The organism is Methylobacterium sp. Leaf108, assembly GCF_001423265.1.
Lineage (GTDB): Bacteria > Pseudomonadota > Alphaproteobacteria > Rhizobiales > Beijerinckiaceae > Methylobacterium.
The window spans coordinates 120,557-135,554 of record NZ_LMND01000034.1 but is presented as its reverse complement, the minus strand read 5'-3'; the positions used below and the strand labels follow the sequence as shown (position 1 = coordinate 135,554).

General features: G+C 69.0%; 10 protein-coding genes. 7 read left to right on the top strand and 3 right to left on the bottom strand.

The genetic code is table 11. The annotated features are described in order from the left end of the window. Positions 1-191: 191 nt before the first annotated feature. From ASF39_RS21780 to zwf, 6 genes are all read left to right on the top strand, one after another. On the top strand, positions 192-338 hold the full coding sequence (locus ASF39_RS21780) for a hypothetical protein (RefSeq protein ID WP_165700243.1): 147 nt from the start codon (positions 192-194) through the stop codon (positions 336-338). A 260-nt stretch (positions 339-598) separates the two neighbouring features. Then, positions 599-2,023 carry an MdtA/MuxA family multidrug efflux RND transporter periplasmic adaptor subunit gene (locus tag ASF39_RS18635; RefSeq protein WP_056286692.1) on the top strand — a complete coding sequence of 475 codons (1,425 nt, stop codon included), beginning with the start codon at positions 599-601 and terminating at the stop codon, positions 2,021-2,023. Between the two features lie 88 nt (positions 2,024-2,111). Further along, positions 2,112-5,234 carry an MdtB/MuxB family multidrug efflux RND transporter permease subunit gene (locus ASF39_RS18630; RefSeq protein ID WP_055889813.1) on the top strand — a complete coding sequence of 1,041 codons (3,123 nt, stop codon included), beginning with the start codon at positions 2,112-2,114 and terminating at the stop codon, positions 5,232-5,234. Between the two features lie 85 nt (positions 5,235-5,319). After that, positions 5,320-8,643 carry an efflux RND transporter permease subunit gene (locus ASF39_RS18625; protein WP_055889810.1) on the top strand — a complete coding sequence of 1,108 codons (3,324 nt, stop codon included), beginning with the start codon at positions 5,320-5,322 and terminating at the stop codon, positions 8,641-8,643. Between the two features lie 182 nt (positions 8,644-8,825). Continuing rightward, complete coding sequence (locus ASF39_RS18620) at positions 8,826-10,304, top strand: efflux transporter outer membrane subunit (protein ID WP_056286689.1); 1,479 nt, start codon at positions 8,826-8,828, stop codon at positions 10,302-10,304. A gap of 91 nt (positions 10,305-10,395) precedes the next feature. After that, entirely contained in the window at positions 10,396-11,889 is a 1,494-nt protein-coding gene (zwf, locus tag ASF39_RS18615) for a glucose-6-phosphate dehydrogenase (protein ID WP_056286768.1), read from the top strand. On the opposite strand, the gene ASF39_RS18610 is transcribed toward zwf, so the two are convergent. The 3 genes from ASF39_RS18610 to ASF39_RS18600 form a co-directional block, all read right to left on the bottom strand. Continuing rightward, the gene (locus ASF39_RS18610; protein ID WP_056286686.1) at positions 11,890-12,666 is read right to left on the bottom strand and encodes a restriction endonuclease; all 777 of its coding nucleotides are present in this window, start codon (positions 12,664-12,666) and stop codon (positions 11,890-11,892) included. A gap of 353 nt (positions 12,667-13,019) precedes the next feature. Beyond that, on the bottom strand, positions 13,020-13,520 hold the full coding sequence (locus ASF39_RS18605; protein WP_056286683.1) for a MucR family transcriptional regulator: 501 nt from the start codon (positions 13,518-13,520) through the stop codon (positions 13,020-13,022). Positions 13,521-14,064: 544 nt separating this feature from the next. After that, complete coding sequence (locus tag ASF39_RS18600; protein WP_055889800.1) at positions 14,065-14,709, bottom strand: class II aldolase/adducin family protein; 645 nt, start codon at positions 14,707-14,709, stop codon at positions 14,065-14,067. Between the two features lie 95 nt (positions 14,710-14,804). On the opposite strand from ASF39_RS18600, the gene ASF39_RS22155 reads away from it, so the two are divergent. Further along, on the top strand, positions 14,805-14,954 hold the full coding sequence (locus tag ASF39_RS22155) for a hypothetical protein (RefSeq protein WP_210168683.1): 150 nt from the start codon (positions 14,805-14,807) through the stop codon (positions 14,952-14,954). Positions 14,955-14,998 lie beyond the last annotated feature (44 nt).

The window sequence follows — 14,998 nt, the reverse complement described above, 5'->3', positions numbered from 1 at the left end:
ATTCATCAGCCGTGATTTAGCTTTCGCTCACGGCTGGAGCGGCGCTCGCTTCGGTGGAACTCCGCCCCCTCGTTTCGTCGGGGCCGATGTGCCGCTCCGGTCGTTTCTCGCCGCGAACGCCCCCTCACGGGGCAGGCAAACGTTCGATGAAGTGATACCGGGCGGTATCCCGAACCAGCCCTGCGAACGCGATGTCGAGCCGGACCTGCATCATTCTCGCCTGCCTCGTCGCCGTCACCGGCGCGGGGCTGCGCCTCGCCGTTCCGGTGACCCCCGCCGACGACGCGTTCCGGGAGATGCTGAGGCTCTACCGGACCCTCGAGGACAGGCCCCGGTGACGGCGGACGGCAATACCCGGAAACACTGACGCCGCACTGGCGACGCATTGGCGGCCCAGTTGGTATGCCATGCTCGACGTGTCGCTGCTTCACGATGCCGGTTTCCCCCGGCGCGGCTGTTCCGCCCGGCCGGGATGTCAAACCGCGTGGCCGGCCCCATCTTGGGCGAGCACCAGGTCGGGGTCGACGTCGGGCGCCGGATCGGCTGCCGACCATTCGCTTCGCATGGTGCTCCGCGCCGGGCGATCGGGCTTGTATCGATGAACGACAGCACCCCTATCCGCACCGAGACGGCGCGCGACTATTCCGAGCCCAACCCCACCGTGACGCGTCGCTCCAGGAGCGGCTGGATCTGGTTCCTGCTCCTCCTCGCGGCGGCGGGCGGCGGCTACTACGCCTACCGGACCTACTCTATCCCCAAGGGCGAGCAGGCCAAGACGGAGGCCGCGGCCGAGCCGGGCCGCGGCAGGGGGCGCGGCGGCCGGACCGGCGACCCGGCCCAGGCGGTGGGCATCGCCCGGATCACAGCCGGCGACATTCCCGTGGTGCTGTCGGGGCTCGGGACCGTGACACCGCTGGCCACCGTCACCGTGCGCTCGCAGATCAGCGGCTACCTCACCCAGATCGGCTATCGCGAGGGCCAGATGGTGAAGCGCGGCGACTTCCTCGCTCAGATCGACCCGCGCATCTACGAGGCGCAGCTCGCCCAGTTCGAGGGGCAGCTGCAGCGCGACCAGGCGCTCCTGCAGAACTCCAAGCTCGACCTCGCCCGCTTCCAGCGGTTGTCGCAGCAGGATTCGATTTCGAAGCAGAACGTCGACACGCAGGCGGCCCTCGTCAAGCAGAACGAGGGCACGGTGGCCGCCGACCAGGCTCTCGTCGATCAGCAGAAGCTCAACATCGCCTACTGCCGGATCACATCGCCGGTGGAGGGCCGGGTCGGCCTGCGTCAGGTCGATCAGGGCAACTACGTCACCGCCGCCTCCACCGCCCTCGTGGTGGTGACGCAGCTGCATCCGATCTCGGTCTTGTTCACGCTGCCCGAGGACGATGTCGCGCGCGTGATGAAGCGCATCCGCGCCGGAGCCAAGCTCACGGTGAAAGCCTACGACCGCGGCGACACCGTCGAGGTCGCCAGCGGGTCGCTGGACACGGTCGACAACCAGATCGACACGAGCACCGGCACGGTCAAGCTGCGCGCCATCTTCGACAACAAGGACGACGCGTTGTTTCCCAACCAGTTCGTCAACGCCAAGCTCACCGTGGACACCCTGGCCGACGTCCCCATCGTGCCCACCGCCGCGATCCTGCGCGGTACGCCCGGCACCTACGTCTATCTCCTCGACGGCGACAGCAAGGTGGTGGTGCGTCCGATCAAGCTCGGCGAGAGCGACGGGCCGCGCACCGCCGTGATCTCGGGGCTGCAGGTCGGCGACCGGGTCGTGGTCGACGGGACCGACCGGCTTCGCGACGGCGCGCCGGTGCGGGTCATCGAGGACAAGGCGGCTGACGGCAAGACGGCTGACGGCAAGATATCGGACGGCAAGCCCGCCGACGCTCAGCCCGGTACGCCCACTGCCGAAGGGGCGGCGGCCGCCACCGGCGCGTCGATGCCGGCCGCTCAAGGCCAGCCCGGCGCGGAAGCGCCCAAGCGCGAGCGCCGCCGCCGCGAGCAGGCGCCGTGATGGCGCACCGCGTTTCGATGTTCGGCCGCGGTCCGGGCCCGGTCCGGGGGGAGGGGCGTCACGGCGTGCCAGCCGCGGCGCGCACCCGATGAACCCGTCGCGCCTCTTCATCCTGCGACCCGTCGCGACGACGCTCCTGATGCTGGCGATCCTCATCGTCGGCATGGTGTCCTACGTGAACCTGCCGGTCTCGGCCCTTCCCGCCGTCGACTATCCGACCATCCAGGTTCAGACCTTCTATCCGGGCGCCAGCCCGGAGGTGATGACCTCGGCGGTGACCGCGCCGCTGGAGCGGCAGTTCGGCCAGCTCGCCAACCTCAACCAGATGTCCTCGCAGAGCTCGGCGGGCGCGTCCGTCGTCACCCTGCAGTTCAACCTCGACCTGCCCCTCGACATCGCCGAACAGCAGGTCCAGGCGGCCATCAACGCCGCCGGCAACCTGCTGCCGAGCGACCTGCCGGCGCCACCGATCTACGCCAAGGTCAACCCGGCGGATGCGCCGGTGCTGACCCTGGCCCTGACCTCGGCGACGCTGCCGCTCACGCAGGTGCGCGATCTCGCCGAGACGCGCCTGGCGCAGAAGATCTCGCAGGTCCCCGGCGTCGGCCTCGTCAGCGTCGGCGGCGGCCAGCGCCCGGCGGTGCGGGTGCAGTTCAACGCGCGGGCCCTGGCCGCCTACGGGCTCAACATCGACGACCTGCGCACCACGATCGCCAACCTCAACGTCAACACGCCCAAGGGGACCATCGACGGGCCGACGCAGTCCTACGCCATCAACGCCAACGACCAGATCCGCGACCCGGCCGCCTACAAGGATGCGATCATCGCCTACAAGGCCGGCTCGCCGGTGCGGATGTCGGACGTGGCCGACGTCGTCGACGGCGCGGAGAACACCAAGCTCGGCGCCTGGATGGACGAGACGCCGGCCGTCATCCTCAATATCCAGCGCCAGCCCGGCGCCAACGTCATCAGCACCGTCGACAAGATCAAGGCGCTGCTGCCGCAGCTGCAGGCGACGCTGCCGGGCGCCATCACGGTGACGCTGCTCACCGACCGCACCGTCACCATCCGCGCTTCCGTCCACGACGTGCAGGTCGAACTGGCGCTGGCCATCGGCCTCGTCGTCCTGGTGATCTTCCTGTTCCTGCGCAGCGTCGCCGCCACCCTGATCCCGAGCCTGTCGGTGCCGCTGTCGCTGATCGGCGCCCTCTCGATCATGGACCTCTACGGGTTCTCCCTCGACAACCTCTCCCTGATGGCGCTCACCATCGCCACGGGTTTCGTGGTCGACGACGCCATCGTGGTGATCGAGAACATCTCCCGGCACGTGGAGGAGGGCGATCCGCCGTTCGAGGCGGCGCTCAAGGGTAGCCGGGAGATCGGCTTCACCATCATCTCGCTCACCGTGTCGCTGCTCGCGGTGCTGATCCCGCTCCTGTTCATGGGCGACGTGATCGGCCGGTTGTTCCACGAATTCGCGATCACGCTGGCGGCGACCATCGTCATCTCGGGCGTGGTCTCGCTGACCCTCGTGCCGATGCTGTGCGCCCGCCTCCTCAAGCACGTGCCGGAGCGGGTGGCGCGGCGCGAAGGGTTCCTGTCCCGGCTCGGACGCCGGCTCAGCGAAGGCACCATCGCCGCCTACGGCCGCGCCCTGCGCGTGGTCCTGGCCCACCAGGGCCTCACGCTGATCGTGACGGTGGGCACGGTGATCCTCACCGGCTACCTGTTCGTGGTGATCCCCAAGGGGTTCTTCCCCGTGCAGGACACGGGCGTGATCCAGGGCATCACCCAGGCCGACCAGACCGTGTCCTACGCCGCCATGGCCGAGCGCCAGCAGCAGCTCGCGGCCATCGTGCTCAAGGATCCCGACGTGGTCAGCCTGTCGTCCTTCATCGGCGTCGACGGCCAGAACGTGACGCTCAATTCCGGGCGCTTCCTCATCAACTTGAAGCCGCACGCCGAGCGTAAGGACGCGGCCTCGGCGATCATCCGGCGCATTCGCGAGGCCACGGCCAGCGTGCCGGGCATCCGCCTGTACATGCAGCCGATCCAGGACCTCACCATCGATACTGCGGTCAGCCCGACGCAGTACCAGGTGATCCTCGAGAACCCGAACCTCGACGCCTTCACCGTCTGGGTGCCGCGCTTCATCCAGGCGCTGCAACGCTCGCCCCTGCTGGCGGACGTGGCGAGCGACCTCCAGAACGCGGGGCTGGCCGCCTACATCACCATCGACCGCTCCACGGCCGGCCGCTACGGCATCACGCCGGCCACCGTCGACAATGCGCTCTACGACGCCTTCGGGCAGCGCATCGTCTCGACGATCTTCACCCAGTCGAACCAGTACAGGGTGATTCTCGAGGCCGATCCGGAGCAGCACAAGACGCTGGAGAGCCTCAACACCATCTACCTGCCGTCCTCCACGGTCGCCTCCGGCCAGGTGCCGCTCTCGGCGATCGCCCGTGTCGACGAGCGCCGCGCGCCGCTCCTGATCAGCCATCTCGGCCAGTTTCCCGCCAGCACCGTCTCGTTCAACCTCGCCCCCGGGGCGGCGCTGGGCGACGCGGTGGGCGAGTTCGAGCGGGTCCGCAAGGAGATCGACCTGCCGCCGAGCTTCCGCATCGTGCCGCAGGGCTCCGTCCTGGCCTTCGAATCGGCGCTCTCCAACCAGCTCTTCCTGGTGCTGGCCGCGATCGTGACGGTCTACATCGTGCTGGGCGTCCTCTACGAGAGCTTCATCCACCCGATCACGATCCTCTCGACGCTGCCCTCGGCGGGCATCGGCGCCCTGATCGGCCTGATGCTGTTCGGCCTGTCGCTCGACGTCATCGCCATCATCGGCATCGTGCTCCTCATCGGCATCGTGAAGAAGAACGCGATCATGATGATCGACTTTGCGCTCCAGGCCGAGCGCGAGGAGGGCAGGAGCCCGCGTGACGCGATCTACGAGGCCTGCCTCCTGCGCTTCCGCCCGATCCTCATGACGACGCTGGCCGCCCTGTTCGCGGCGGTGCCGATGATCGTCGGCACCGGCGTCGGCTCCGAGCTGCGCCAGCCGCTCGGCATCGTCATCGCCGGCGGCCTCATCGTCAGCCAGGTGCTGACGCTGTTCACGACGCCGGTGATCTACCTCGCCTTCGACCGGCTCGAACGACGCATCACCGGTCGGCGCGAGGGCGGGGCCAAGACCGCCGGGGCCTCGACGTGAGGGACGATCGCACGGGTTCGCGCTGTCACGCGACGCGGATCCCTTCCCCCTCCGCGGGGGAGGGGGACCTGGCGGGTGTTCGTCCGTGAACATCTCCGCGCCCTTCATCCGCCGTCCCATCGCGACCACGCTGCTCACCCTCGGGGTGCTGCTGGCGGGCATCTTCGCGTTCACGAAACTGCCGGTGGCGCCGCTGCCGCAGGTGGATTTCCCCGTCATCCTGGTCCAGGCGACGATGTCGGGCGCCTCGCCGGAGACCATGGCGACCACCGTGGCCTCGCCCCTCGAGCGGCGGCTGGGCATCATCGCCGACGTCACCGAGATGACCTCGACGAGTTCCACCGGCTCGGTGCGGATCGTCCTGATGTTCGGCCTCGACCGCGATATCGACGGGGCCGCCCGCGACGTCCAGGCGGCGATCAACGCGGCGCGCGCGGACCTGCCGACGGCGCTGCGGCAGAACCCGACCTATCGCAAGTTCAACCCGGCCGATTCCCCGATCCTCATCCTGGGGCTCACCTCGGACACGCTCTCGCCGGGCCAGCTCTACGATTCGGCTGCCACCATCGTGCAGCAGAAGATGTCCCAGCTCCCCGGTGTCGGGAACGTCGACATCGGCGGCTCGTCGCTGCCGGCGGTGCGGGTGGAACTCGATCCCACCGCGCTGTTCAACTACGGGATCGGCCTCGAGGGTATCCGTGCCGCGCTCGCCTCCGCCAACGCCAACTCGCCCAAGGGGGCAATCGAGACCGAGAGCCGCCACTACCAGCTCTATGCCAACGACCAGGGCCGGGTGGCGGCGGACTACCGCGACATCGTCGTGGCCTACCGCAACGGCGCCGGGGTGCGCCTCTCGGACGTCGGGCAGGTGCTCGATTCGGTGGAGGACAAGCGCAATCTCGGCCTCATCAACGGCAAGCCGGGCGTCATCCTGTTCATCTACAAGCAGCCGGGCTCGAACGTCGTCGAGACCATCGACGGGTTGAAGGCGGCGCTGCCGCAGGTCCGGGCGGCCCTGCCGGGCGACATCGACCTCACCATCACCGGCGACCGCAGCGCGACGATCCGGGCCTCGCTGGCCGAGACCGAGCACACGCTGATCATCGCCGTCGTCCTCGTCATCGGCGTGGTGTTCGTCTTCCTGCGCTCGGGGCGTGCGACGCTGATCCCCGCCGTCGCCGTGCCGATCTCGATCATCGGCACCTTCTCGGCGATGTACCTGCTGAACTACAGCCTCGACATCCTGTCCCTGATGGCGCTGATCATCGCCACCGGCTTCGTCGTCGACGACGCCATCGTGGTGCTGGAGAACATCCAGCGCCATATCGAGGAGGGCAAGCCGCGGGTCGAGGCGGCGCTGCTCGGCTCGCGCGAGGTCGGCTTCACCGTCATTTCCATGAGCCTGTCGCTGGTGGCGGTGTTTCTGCCGATCCTGCTCATGGGCGGTATCGTCGGGCGATTGTTCGAGGAGTTCGCGGTGACGCTGTCACTCGCGATCCTGATCTCGCTGGTGCTGTCGCTCACGACGACGCCGATGATGTGCGCCGTCTTCCTCAAGCCCGAAGGCCACCGCGCCGACGGGACGCCACTCAAGCGCCCCACCCTGCTCCTGCGCATCCTCGAGGGCGGGTTCGAGGCCATGCTGCGCGGCTATGGGCGCACCCTGCGGATCGCCCTGCGCCATCCGCGCCTCGTGCTGCTCGTGCTGCTCGCGACCGTCGGGCTCAACGTCTACCTCTACATCATCGTGCCCAAGGGGTTCTTTCCCGAGCAGGACACCGGCCAGATGATGGGCGGCATCCAGGCCGACCAGCGCATCTCGTTCCAGGCGATGAAGCAGAAGCTCGAACAGGCCAGCGCCATCGTCCAGGCCGATCCGGCCGTGGACAGCGTGGTCGGGTTCACGGGCGGGCGCGGCACCAATTCGGCCAACGTCTTCGTCGGCCTCAAGCCCCTCGGACAGCGTGCGCCGATCGGCGAGGTCATCAATCGACTGCGGCCCAAGCTCGCCCGCGTGCCCGGCGCGCGCCTCTATCTCACCCCCCGGCAGGACCTGCGGATGGGCGGGCGCCAGAGCTTCGCCACCTACCAGTACACGCTCCAGGGCGACACCCCCGACGAGCTCTATGCGGTGGCGCCCAAGCTGGTCCAGGCGCTTCAGCGTGACCCGACCTTCGCCGACGTGACCTCCGACCAGCAGGAGGGCGGCCTCGAGAGCCGCCTCGTGATCGATCGCGCGACGGCGTTCCGCTACGGCCTGACCCCCGACAAGATCGACAACACGCTCTACGACGCCTTCGGCCAGCGCGCCGTCTCCACGATCTACAACCCGCTCAACCAGTACCGTGTCGTGATGGAGATCGCCTCGCGCTACCTGCAGTCGCCCGAGACCCTCAAGACGATCTACGTCTCGACCTCGGGCGGCAACGCGCGCGGTTCGGCCCGCACCAATGCGGTGGCCGGTACGGTGGCCGGCGACACGGCCGGGCCGGCGGCGGCCGCCGCCGGGACCAGTGCCACCGGGTCGGCCGGAACCGACGCGGCCGCGATCGCGGCCGATCCGGCCAGGAACGCGGCCTCCAACGCCATCGCCGGTGGCCGCAGCGGCGCTTCGTCGAGCGCACCGGTGTCGAGTGCCCGCGAGACCATGATCCCGCTCTCGGCCTTCGCCCGGCTCGAGACCGGCAATGCCCCGGTCCAGGTCAGCCACCAGGGCCTGTTCGTGGCCACCACCATCTCGTTCAACCTGGCGGCCGGTAAGAGCCTCTCGGACGCCACGGTCGGCATCGATCGGGCGATGGCGGAAATCAGGGCCCCGGCCACGATCCACGGGGAATTCGCCGGCACCGCCAAGACCTTCCAGGCCTCCTCCTCGCGCCAGCCGCTCCTCATCCTGGCCGCGATCCTGGCGGTCTACGCGATCCTGGGCATCCTCTACGAAAGCTACATCCACCCGATCACGATCCTCTCGACGCTGCCCTCGGCCGGGATCGGCGCCCTGCTGGCGCTCCTCGTCTCGGGCACCGAGTTCACGGTGATCGCGCTCATCGCGGTGTTCCTGCTGATCGGCATCGTCAAGAAGAACGCCATCATGATGATCGACGTCGCCCTCGATGCGGAGCGGACGCGGGCGGTCCCGCCCCGCGACGCGATCGTCGAGGCCTGCCTCTTGCGCTTCCGCCCGATCATGATGACAACGCTGGCCGCTCTCCTCGGCGCGCTGCCGCTGATCGTCGCCGGCGGCGAGGGCTCGGAACTGCGTCGCCCGCTGGGGATCGCCATCGTCGGCGGATTGATCGTGAGCCAGATCCTGACCCTCTACACCACGCCCGTCGTCTACCTCTATCTCGACCGGTTGCGCCGGCGCCCGAAGGCTGCGGGCGGCGTCCAGGCGGTACCGGCGGAATGACGGTTCGGTCGATGACCCGGTTCGCGACCCTCCCCCTGCTGCGGGGCAGGAGCCCCGGCGCATGCCGGGCGGGAGGAGGGGCGGTGATCGATCCCAAGAGGGCGGTTTCGCGCGCTCCCGATCCGTGTCACGGCCCATCCTCCCCGGCAGGGGGGACAGGTCGGCGCGCCCGGCTGGTGCGGATGGCCGCCGTCCTCGCGCTGGCCCTCGCGACCTCCGGCTGCCTCGTCGGCCCCGATTATTCCCGTCCCTCCGTGGAGACGCCGCTGGCGTTCAAGCAGGGTGGGGCCCGGGAGGACAGCGTTGCCCATGTCGCGAGCCGCAAGGGCTGGCGCGCCGCGCGCCCGAACGACGGGGCCGAGCGCGGCGATTGGTGGCGGGTGTTTCGCGATCCCGCCCTCGACCGGCTGATCCGCCTCGTGGACGTGGACAACCAGAACCTGCGCGTCTCGGTGGCGACCTACGATCAGGCCCGCGGCTTCGTCGCCCAGGCCCGCGCCGCCCTGTTCCCGACGGTGATCGGCGCGCCGAGCATCGCCCGGTCCCGATCTTTGGGCTCCGAGCGCACCTCCGTATCGCTCCAGGGCCAGGCTTCTTGGGAGCTCGACCTGTTCGGCCGCATCCGCCGCACCATCGCCAGCGAGGTCGCCACCGCTCAGGCCACCGCCGCCGATCTCGCCGCCGTGCGCCTGGCGATCCAGTCGGAGATCGCCACGAACTACCTGACATTGCGGTACCAGGATTCGCTGCAGCGCCTGTTGAACGAGACGGTGGAGGCCTACCGCAAGAGCCTCGCCATCGCGGAGAACCAGTACAACGTCGGCGTTGCGGCCCGTTCGGACGTGATCACGGCCCAGACCCAGCTCCAGACCACCCAGGCCCAGGCCATCGCGGTGGGGCTTCAGCGGGCCATCTTCGAGCACGCCATCGCCACCCTGGTCGGCCGCCCGCCCTCGGAGTTGTCGTTGCCGGTCGGATCGCTGCCGACGAGGCCGCCGGCGGTTCCGGTCGGCATTCCGTCCGACCTTCTGGAGCGGCGCCCCGACATCGCCCAGGCCGAGCGGAACGTTCAGGCCCAGAGCGAGCAGATCGGCGTCGCGGTGGCGGCCTTCTATCCCACCGTGACCCTGTCGGCGTCGGGCGGGTTCTCCGGGGTCACCAGCAATGGCGTGTTCTCGGCCGTGAACCAGGTCTGGTCCATCGCCGCCAACGGAAGCCAGGTCTTCTTCGACGGCGGCGCGCGGTCGGCCGTCGTCCAGGTCGCCCGCGCCGCCTACGAGGCCAGCGTCGCCACCTACCGACAGACCGTCCTGACCGCCTTCGGAGAGGTCGAGAACGGGCTTGCCGGCGTGCGCATCCTCGCGCGCCAGCAGGCGGCGCAGGACCAGGCGGTGGTGCTGGCTCGCCGGGCGGTGGAGATCACCCTGAACGAATACCGCGCCGGCACCCAGAACTTCACCACCGTCGTCACCGCCCAGGCCATCGCCCTCAACAACGAGGTCTCCGCGCTCCAGGTACGGCTGAACCGGTTCACCACGGCGGTGTCGCTGATCCGCGCCCTCGGTGGCGGCTGGGACGTGCGCAGCCTGCCGACGCAGGATGCGCTGATCCTAGTCCAACTGCCGATCGACGGCGGTTCGGCGGTGCGGACCGACGAATAGGCACCGGTCCGCGCCTTCGGGAACGGGGCCGGGCCGCAACCGTTTGACCGGCGACGGTGCCCGTCGCGGCATTCAGCGGATGATCGTCTCCATGCAGGACAGCGAAACCCCAGCCACCCCAGGCACGGGGCCGAGCGTGGCCCCGGCCTGCACCCTCGTCGTCTTCGGAGCCAAGGGCGACCTGACGCAGCGCTTGCTGATGCCGGCCCTCTACAACCTCGCCGGTGCCGGTCACCTGCCCGCCGGCTTCCGGGTGGTCGGCGTCGATCACAACGAGAACACCGACGCCGGCTGGCGCGAGGCCCTGACCGAGACGATGCAGGGGTTCACCAGGGACGACACGGCGGAATTCCATCCCGACCGCATCGACGAGGCCACTTGGCGCTTCGTGTGCGAGAGACTGCGGTATCACACCGGCGACTTCGATGCGCCCGAGACCTACCGGGCGTTGGACGGGATCCTCGACGGCAGCGCGATCTTCTATCTCGCCGTCTCGGCACGCTTCTTCGGCCCGGTGATCGACCATCTCGGGGCGGCCGGTCTCCTCGACGAAACGGATGGCCGCTTTCGCCGCGTGGTGGTGGAGAAGCCCTTCGGCAGCGACCTCGCCTCGGCACGGGCCCTCAACGCCCGCATCCTGAAAAGCGCGCGCGAGGAGCAGATCTTTCGCATCGATCATTTCCTCGGCAAGGAGACCGTGCAGGGCATCCTCGCCCTTCGTTTCGCCAATCGGCTGATCGAGCCGGCCTGGACCGGCGAGCACATCGATTTCATCGAGATCACGGCCGCCGAGACCATCGGCGTCGAGGGACGCGCCCGCTTCTACGAGACCACCGGGGCCCTGCGCGACATGGTGCCCAACCACCTGTTCCAGCTGCTTTGCATGATCGCCATGGAGGCGCCCGCCTCCCTCGATGCCGAGGCGGTACGGGACGCCAAGGCCGCGTTGATCGCCGCGATCCGGCCACCGGTCGGTGACGCGGTCCGCGGACAATACGGTGCCGGCCGCGAGGACGGCCGACCGGTGCCGGGCTATCGCGACGAGGCCGATGTCGCGGCCGGCTCGCTCACCGAAACCTACGTCGCCCTTTCGCTCGCCATCGATACCCCGCGCTGGCAGGGCGTCCCGTTCTACCTTCGCACCGGCAAGCGGCTCGCCCGGCGCCGGACCGAGATCGCGATCCACTTCAAGCGGCCCCATGCGGAACTGTTCGGGGTGGGAGCGGCGCCCAACGTTCTCCGGCTCTTCGTCGACCCGGGATCGGGGCTTGCCGGATCCCTCAACGTGAAGCGCCCGGGACCCGCGATGGCCCTCGATCCGGCCGTCGCCACCCTGAATGGGTCGGCCGACGCCTTGCCGGGGGTCGGCTACGAATCGTTGCTGTTCGATGCCATGAAAGGGGATGGCAGCCTGTTCCAGCGAGCCGACATGATCGAGGGCGCCTGGGCGGTGGTCGATTCGCTGATCGCCGCATGGAAGGACGCTCCGGTGGCGGATTATCCCGCCGGCAGCGACGGACCCGTCGCTGCGGATACGCTTCTGAACCGTCGGGGCCACGCCTGGACACCCTTGCCGGCGGAGTGATCAACGATCCTGCGCCACCGCGCGGCGGATCGCCGACAGGTCGAGGTCGGTCAGGTCGTCGTGGTGCAGGAGGAGCACGTCGGTGGCCGCGGCGAGCTTGCGCGCCGCGGGCGTGAAGCCCGCGTTCGTGACGACCGCGGCGAGGTCGCCCGACCAGTACCGCGCCGCGCAAGCCGCCTCCTGCACCGCCGCGTTGCCGATGGGCCGGCCATGGCGCTTGCATTGCACCACGAGGCGAAGCCCGTCCCTTTCCGCCACGATATCGGCGCCCTGGTCGCCGCTGGCCGCGGTCGTGCGCGCCTGCCAGCCCGCCGCGCGCAGGCGCCCCGCGCAGTGGCGCTCGTAGGCGATTCCCTCCTCGGGGACGTCGGTCTCGTCGGGCAGGTCGACCCGTTCGGCCACCGCCTCGACGACCTCGAGGATCTCGGCCCAGCGCGCCTCGCCCTCCTCGCCGAGCCCGCGCGCCTCCAGGCGCGGCAGGATCGTGCGCTCGGCGAAATACGCGCGCTCACGCTGCCAGCCGTCGCGGATCGTGTTGCCGTAGGCGTCGACGAAGCACTCCTGCCGTCGGCGAAGGGCCAGGGTGCGGGCATGGGGCGAGGCGATCCGCCGGACGAGGCGGCGCAGGCGTCGCGGCCGGTCGAGATGGCGAAGCAGGACCAGCACAAGGCCCATTCCGGTCACGGCGACGGCCGGCATTCCCCAGACGAACGCGGCGGCGGCTCCGATGAGAATGGTCCAGAACAGACGGGTGACGAGGGACGATCCGCCTGACATGACACTCCCGCAGCAAGCCTGTCGGCTTCCCCCGCGGGTTGCCCGACGACGCGTACCTGTCGAAGGGGATCTCATGCGCAGCGTTGCATCGGCGCTAACGCAAGACGACCGCGTCTGGGGACAACGGGCCGACGATCGGCGCGCCGGGAAGCCCGTCATCGCGGCGGGATCGTGAAAACGCCAATTCGTTCAAAGGGGATATGCCGGCGCCGCCGAGCGCGGACGACCGCTCGGCAAGGGGCGCCTTTCCTGTGGACATCGTCCGGAGCCGCTTCTGTGGCGATGCTCTGGACCGGCCCCGCTCACCCCCTTGGGGAGGTGTCTGCAGCCGCCGAGCCGAGGTGCGTGGATGGTCAGGCCGAGGCCGTTGGCTTCGCGCGTCGCGCACGCACCGGCGCATCGGGTGCCACCGGTGTACCTTCCGTGGCGACGGGGGCGCGGGATTTCCGGCGCTGCTGGCCGAGCCCCATGTTCTTGGCGAGCTCCGACCGAGCCGCGGCGTAGTTCGGAGCCACCATCGGATAGTCGCTCGCGAGGTTCCACTTCGCGCGATACTCGTCCGGGGTCATTCCGTAGCGTGTCCGCAGATGCCGCTTGAGGGATTTGAACTTCTTCCCGTCCTCCAGGCACACGATGTGATCCGCCGTCACCGAGCGCTTGACCGACACCGCGGGGGTGAGCGGCTCGGGCTTCTCCTCGACGATGTCGCCCGCCAGGCGTGCGAGCGTCCCGTGGACCAGCGCGATCAGGGCGGGCAGCTCGACGATCGGAACCGAATTGTTGCTGACGAAGGCCGAGACGACGCCGGCTGCAAGCTCGATGTAATCCGCTCCCGTATCGATCTCGGCCTTCATTCTCAACTCCCGATAGTATTTTGTATACAATCTTTGGCCCGTATACGGCATCGAAATACGATGCGATGGCAAGCCTAGCGACAGCGTCTGTTCGATGCTCCTAAGATGTTCCAATTCAGAGCGCAAGAGGCGTAATATGAGGAATTGCGACTGTATTCTCTTTGTAAATGGAGGGCGGATCCTGTCGTGAGGCATCGTCATCGCCACACCATGCGGTCTGTGTCGATTTGCTGCATCGACGTGAACAACCCTCGGTGCCGATCACCGTGTAGCCATATCCCCACCTGGGCACTGCCTGATTTTCAAAGGTGGAGCGCCGGCTATCCATGGTCGTTGTTTGACAACTTGAGGTAGAATTTACCCGCCCGCAGATGTCGGGTCGGCGCGACGTGCCGCAACGTCCCGGCACCGCAAGCCTCGGGGCGAGGCCGGGGATCGCCCGGTGCATGCAAGGTCGAGGACCGCAACTCTGGCGTCCGGGGAACCGTATCCCGGTGCGGTCGGTCCTGATGGCCGTCGACGCGACCGGGCCTGTGGCGCCCGCCTATGCCGGGTCGCGGTGACGCGGTCCGTAGGACCTGAAGCGGTCGACCGTGCGGGCGATCTCTTCGTCGGGCAGAACGACCGGAGCCCCGACCTGCAGGGCCACCGCATACTGGCGGCACAGGGCCTCCATCTCGACGGCGAGCCAGAGCGCCTTGGCCAGCGTCGGGCCGGCCGCGATCATGCCGTGGTTGGCCAGGAGGCAGCCGTTGCGCGCCTCCATCGCCGCCACGGCGTGGTCGGACAGCGCCTGGGTGCCGTAGGGCGCATAGGGCGCGCAGCGGATCGTCGGGCCGCCGGCCGCGGCGATCATGTAGTGCACGGCCGGGATTGACCGACCGCAGATGGCGAAGGCGGTGCAATAGGTCGGGTGGGCGTGGACGATCGCTTCGAATTCCGGGCGCGCCGCCAGGATGTCGCGATGGAACCGCCATTCCGAAGACGGCGCCAGGGCATGGTCGTGGGTGCCCGCCATCGTCATCGGCACGATATCCTCCGGCCGCAGGGCGTCCGCGGCGATGCCGGAGGGTGTCACCAGGAAGCCGTCGCCGTGCCGCACGCTGATGTTGCCGGCGGTGCCTTGGCTGAGGCCGCACGCGATCATCTCGCGCATCGCGCAGACGATGGATTCCCGGACCTCGACCATGGCTGCTCCGGCGCGGGCCCGGGCTGACGATCCACCCGGAACCCGACGCGCATCCGCGCCTTAACGCACCGAACGCACGAAGGGGAGGGTCTGCGATGGCAGCCGGATGGATCAGTCTCGATGAAGTTGCGCGCCAACGCGCGATCAGCCTGGAAGAGGCGCAGGATCTCGCGATCCGGATGAGGTGGCCCTGCATCTTCCGGCTTCACGAGACCCTCGTTCTGCCCGGTCTCTCGGCGTCCTGACCGACCCGACTCCCCGGAGCCCTTGCCTGCCCGGTGCAGGCGGG

Coding starts and splice junctions, on each gene's coding strand:
- ASF39_RS21780 (WP_165700243.1), top strand. CDS start 192: ATGTCGAGCCGGACCTGCATCATTCTCGCCTGCCTCGTCGCCGTCACC.
- ASF39_RS18635 (WP_056286692.1), top strand. CDS start 599: ATGAACGACAGCACCCCTATCCGCACCGAGACGGCGCGCGACTATTCC.
- ASF39_RS18630 (WP_055889813.1), top strand. CDS start 2,112: ATGAACCCGTCGCGCCTCTTCATCCTGCGACCCGTCGCGACGACGCTC.
- ASF39_RS18620 (WP_056286689.1), top strand. CDS start 8,826: ATGGCCGCCGTCCTCGCGCTGGCCCTCGCGACCTCCGGCTGCCTCGTC.
- zwf (WP_056286768.1), top strand. CDS start 10,396: ATGCAGGACAGCGAAACCCCAGCCACCCCAGGCACGGGGCCGAGCGTG.
- ASF39_RS18610 (WP_056286686.1), bottom strand. CDS start 12,666: ATGTCAGGCGGATCGTCCCTCGTCACCCGTCTGTTCTGGACCATTCTC.
- ASF39_RS18605 (WP_056286683.1), bottom strand. CDS start 13,520: ATGAAGGCCGAGATCGATACGGGAGCGGATTACATCGAGCTTGCAGCC.
- ASF39_RS18600 (WP_055889800.1), bottom strand. CDS start 14,709: ATGGTCGAGGTCCGGGAATCCATCGTCTGCGCGATGCGCGAGATGATC.
- ASF39_RS22155 (WP_210168683.1), top strand. CDS start 14,805: ATGGCAGCCGGATGGATCAGTCTCGATGAAGTTGCGCGCCAACGCGCG.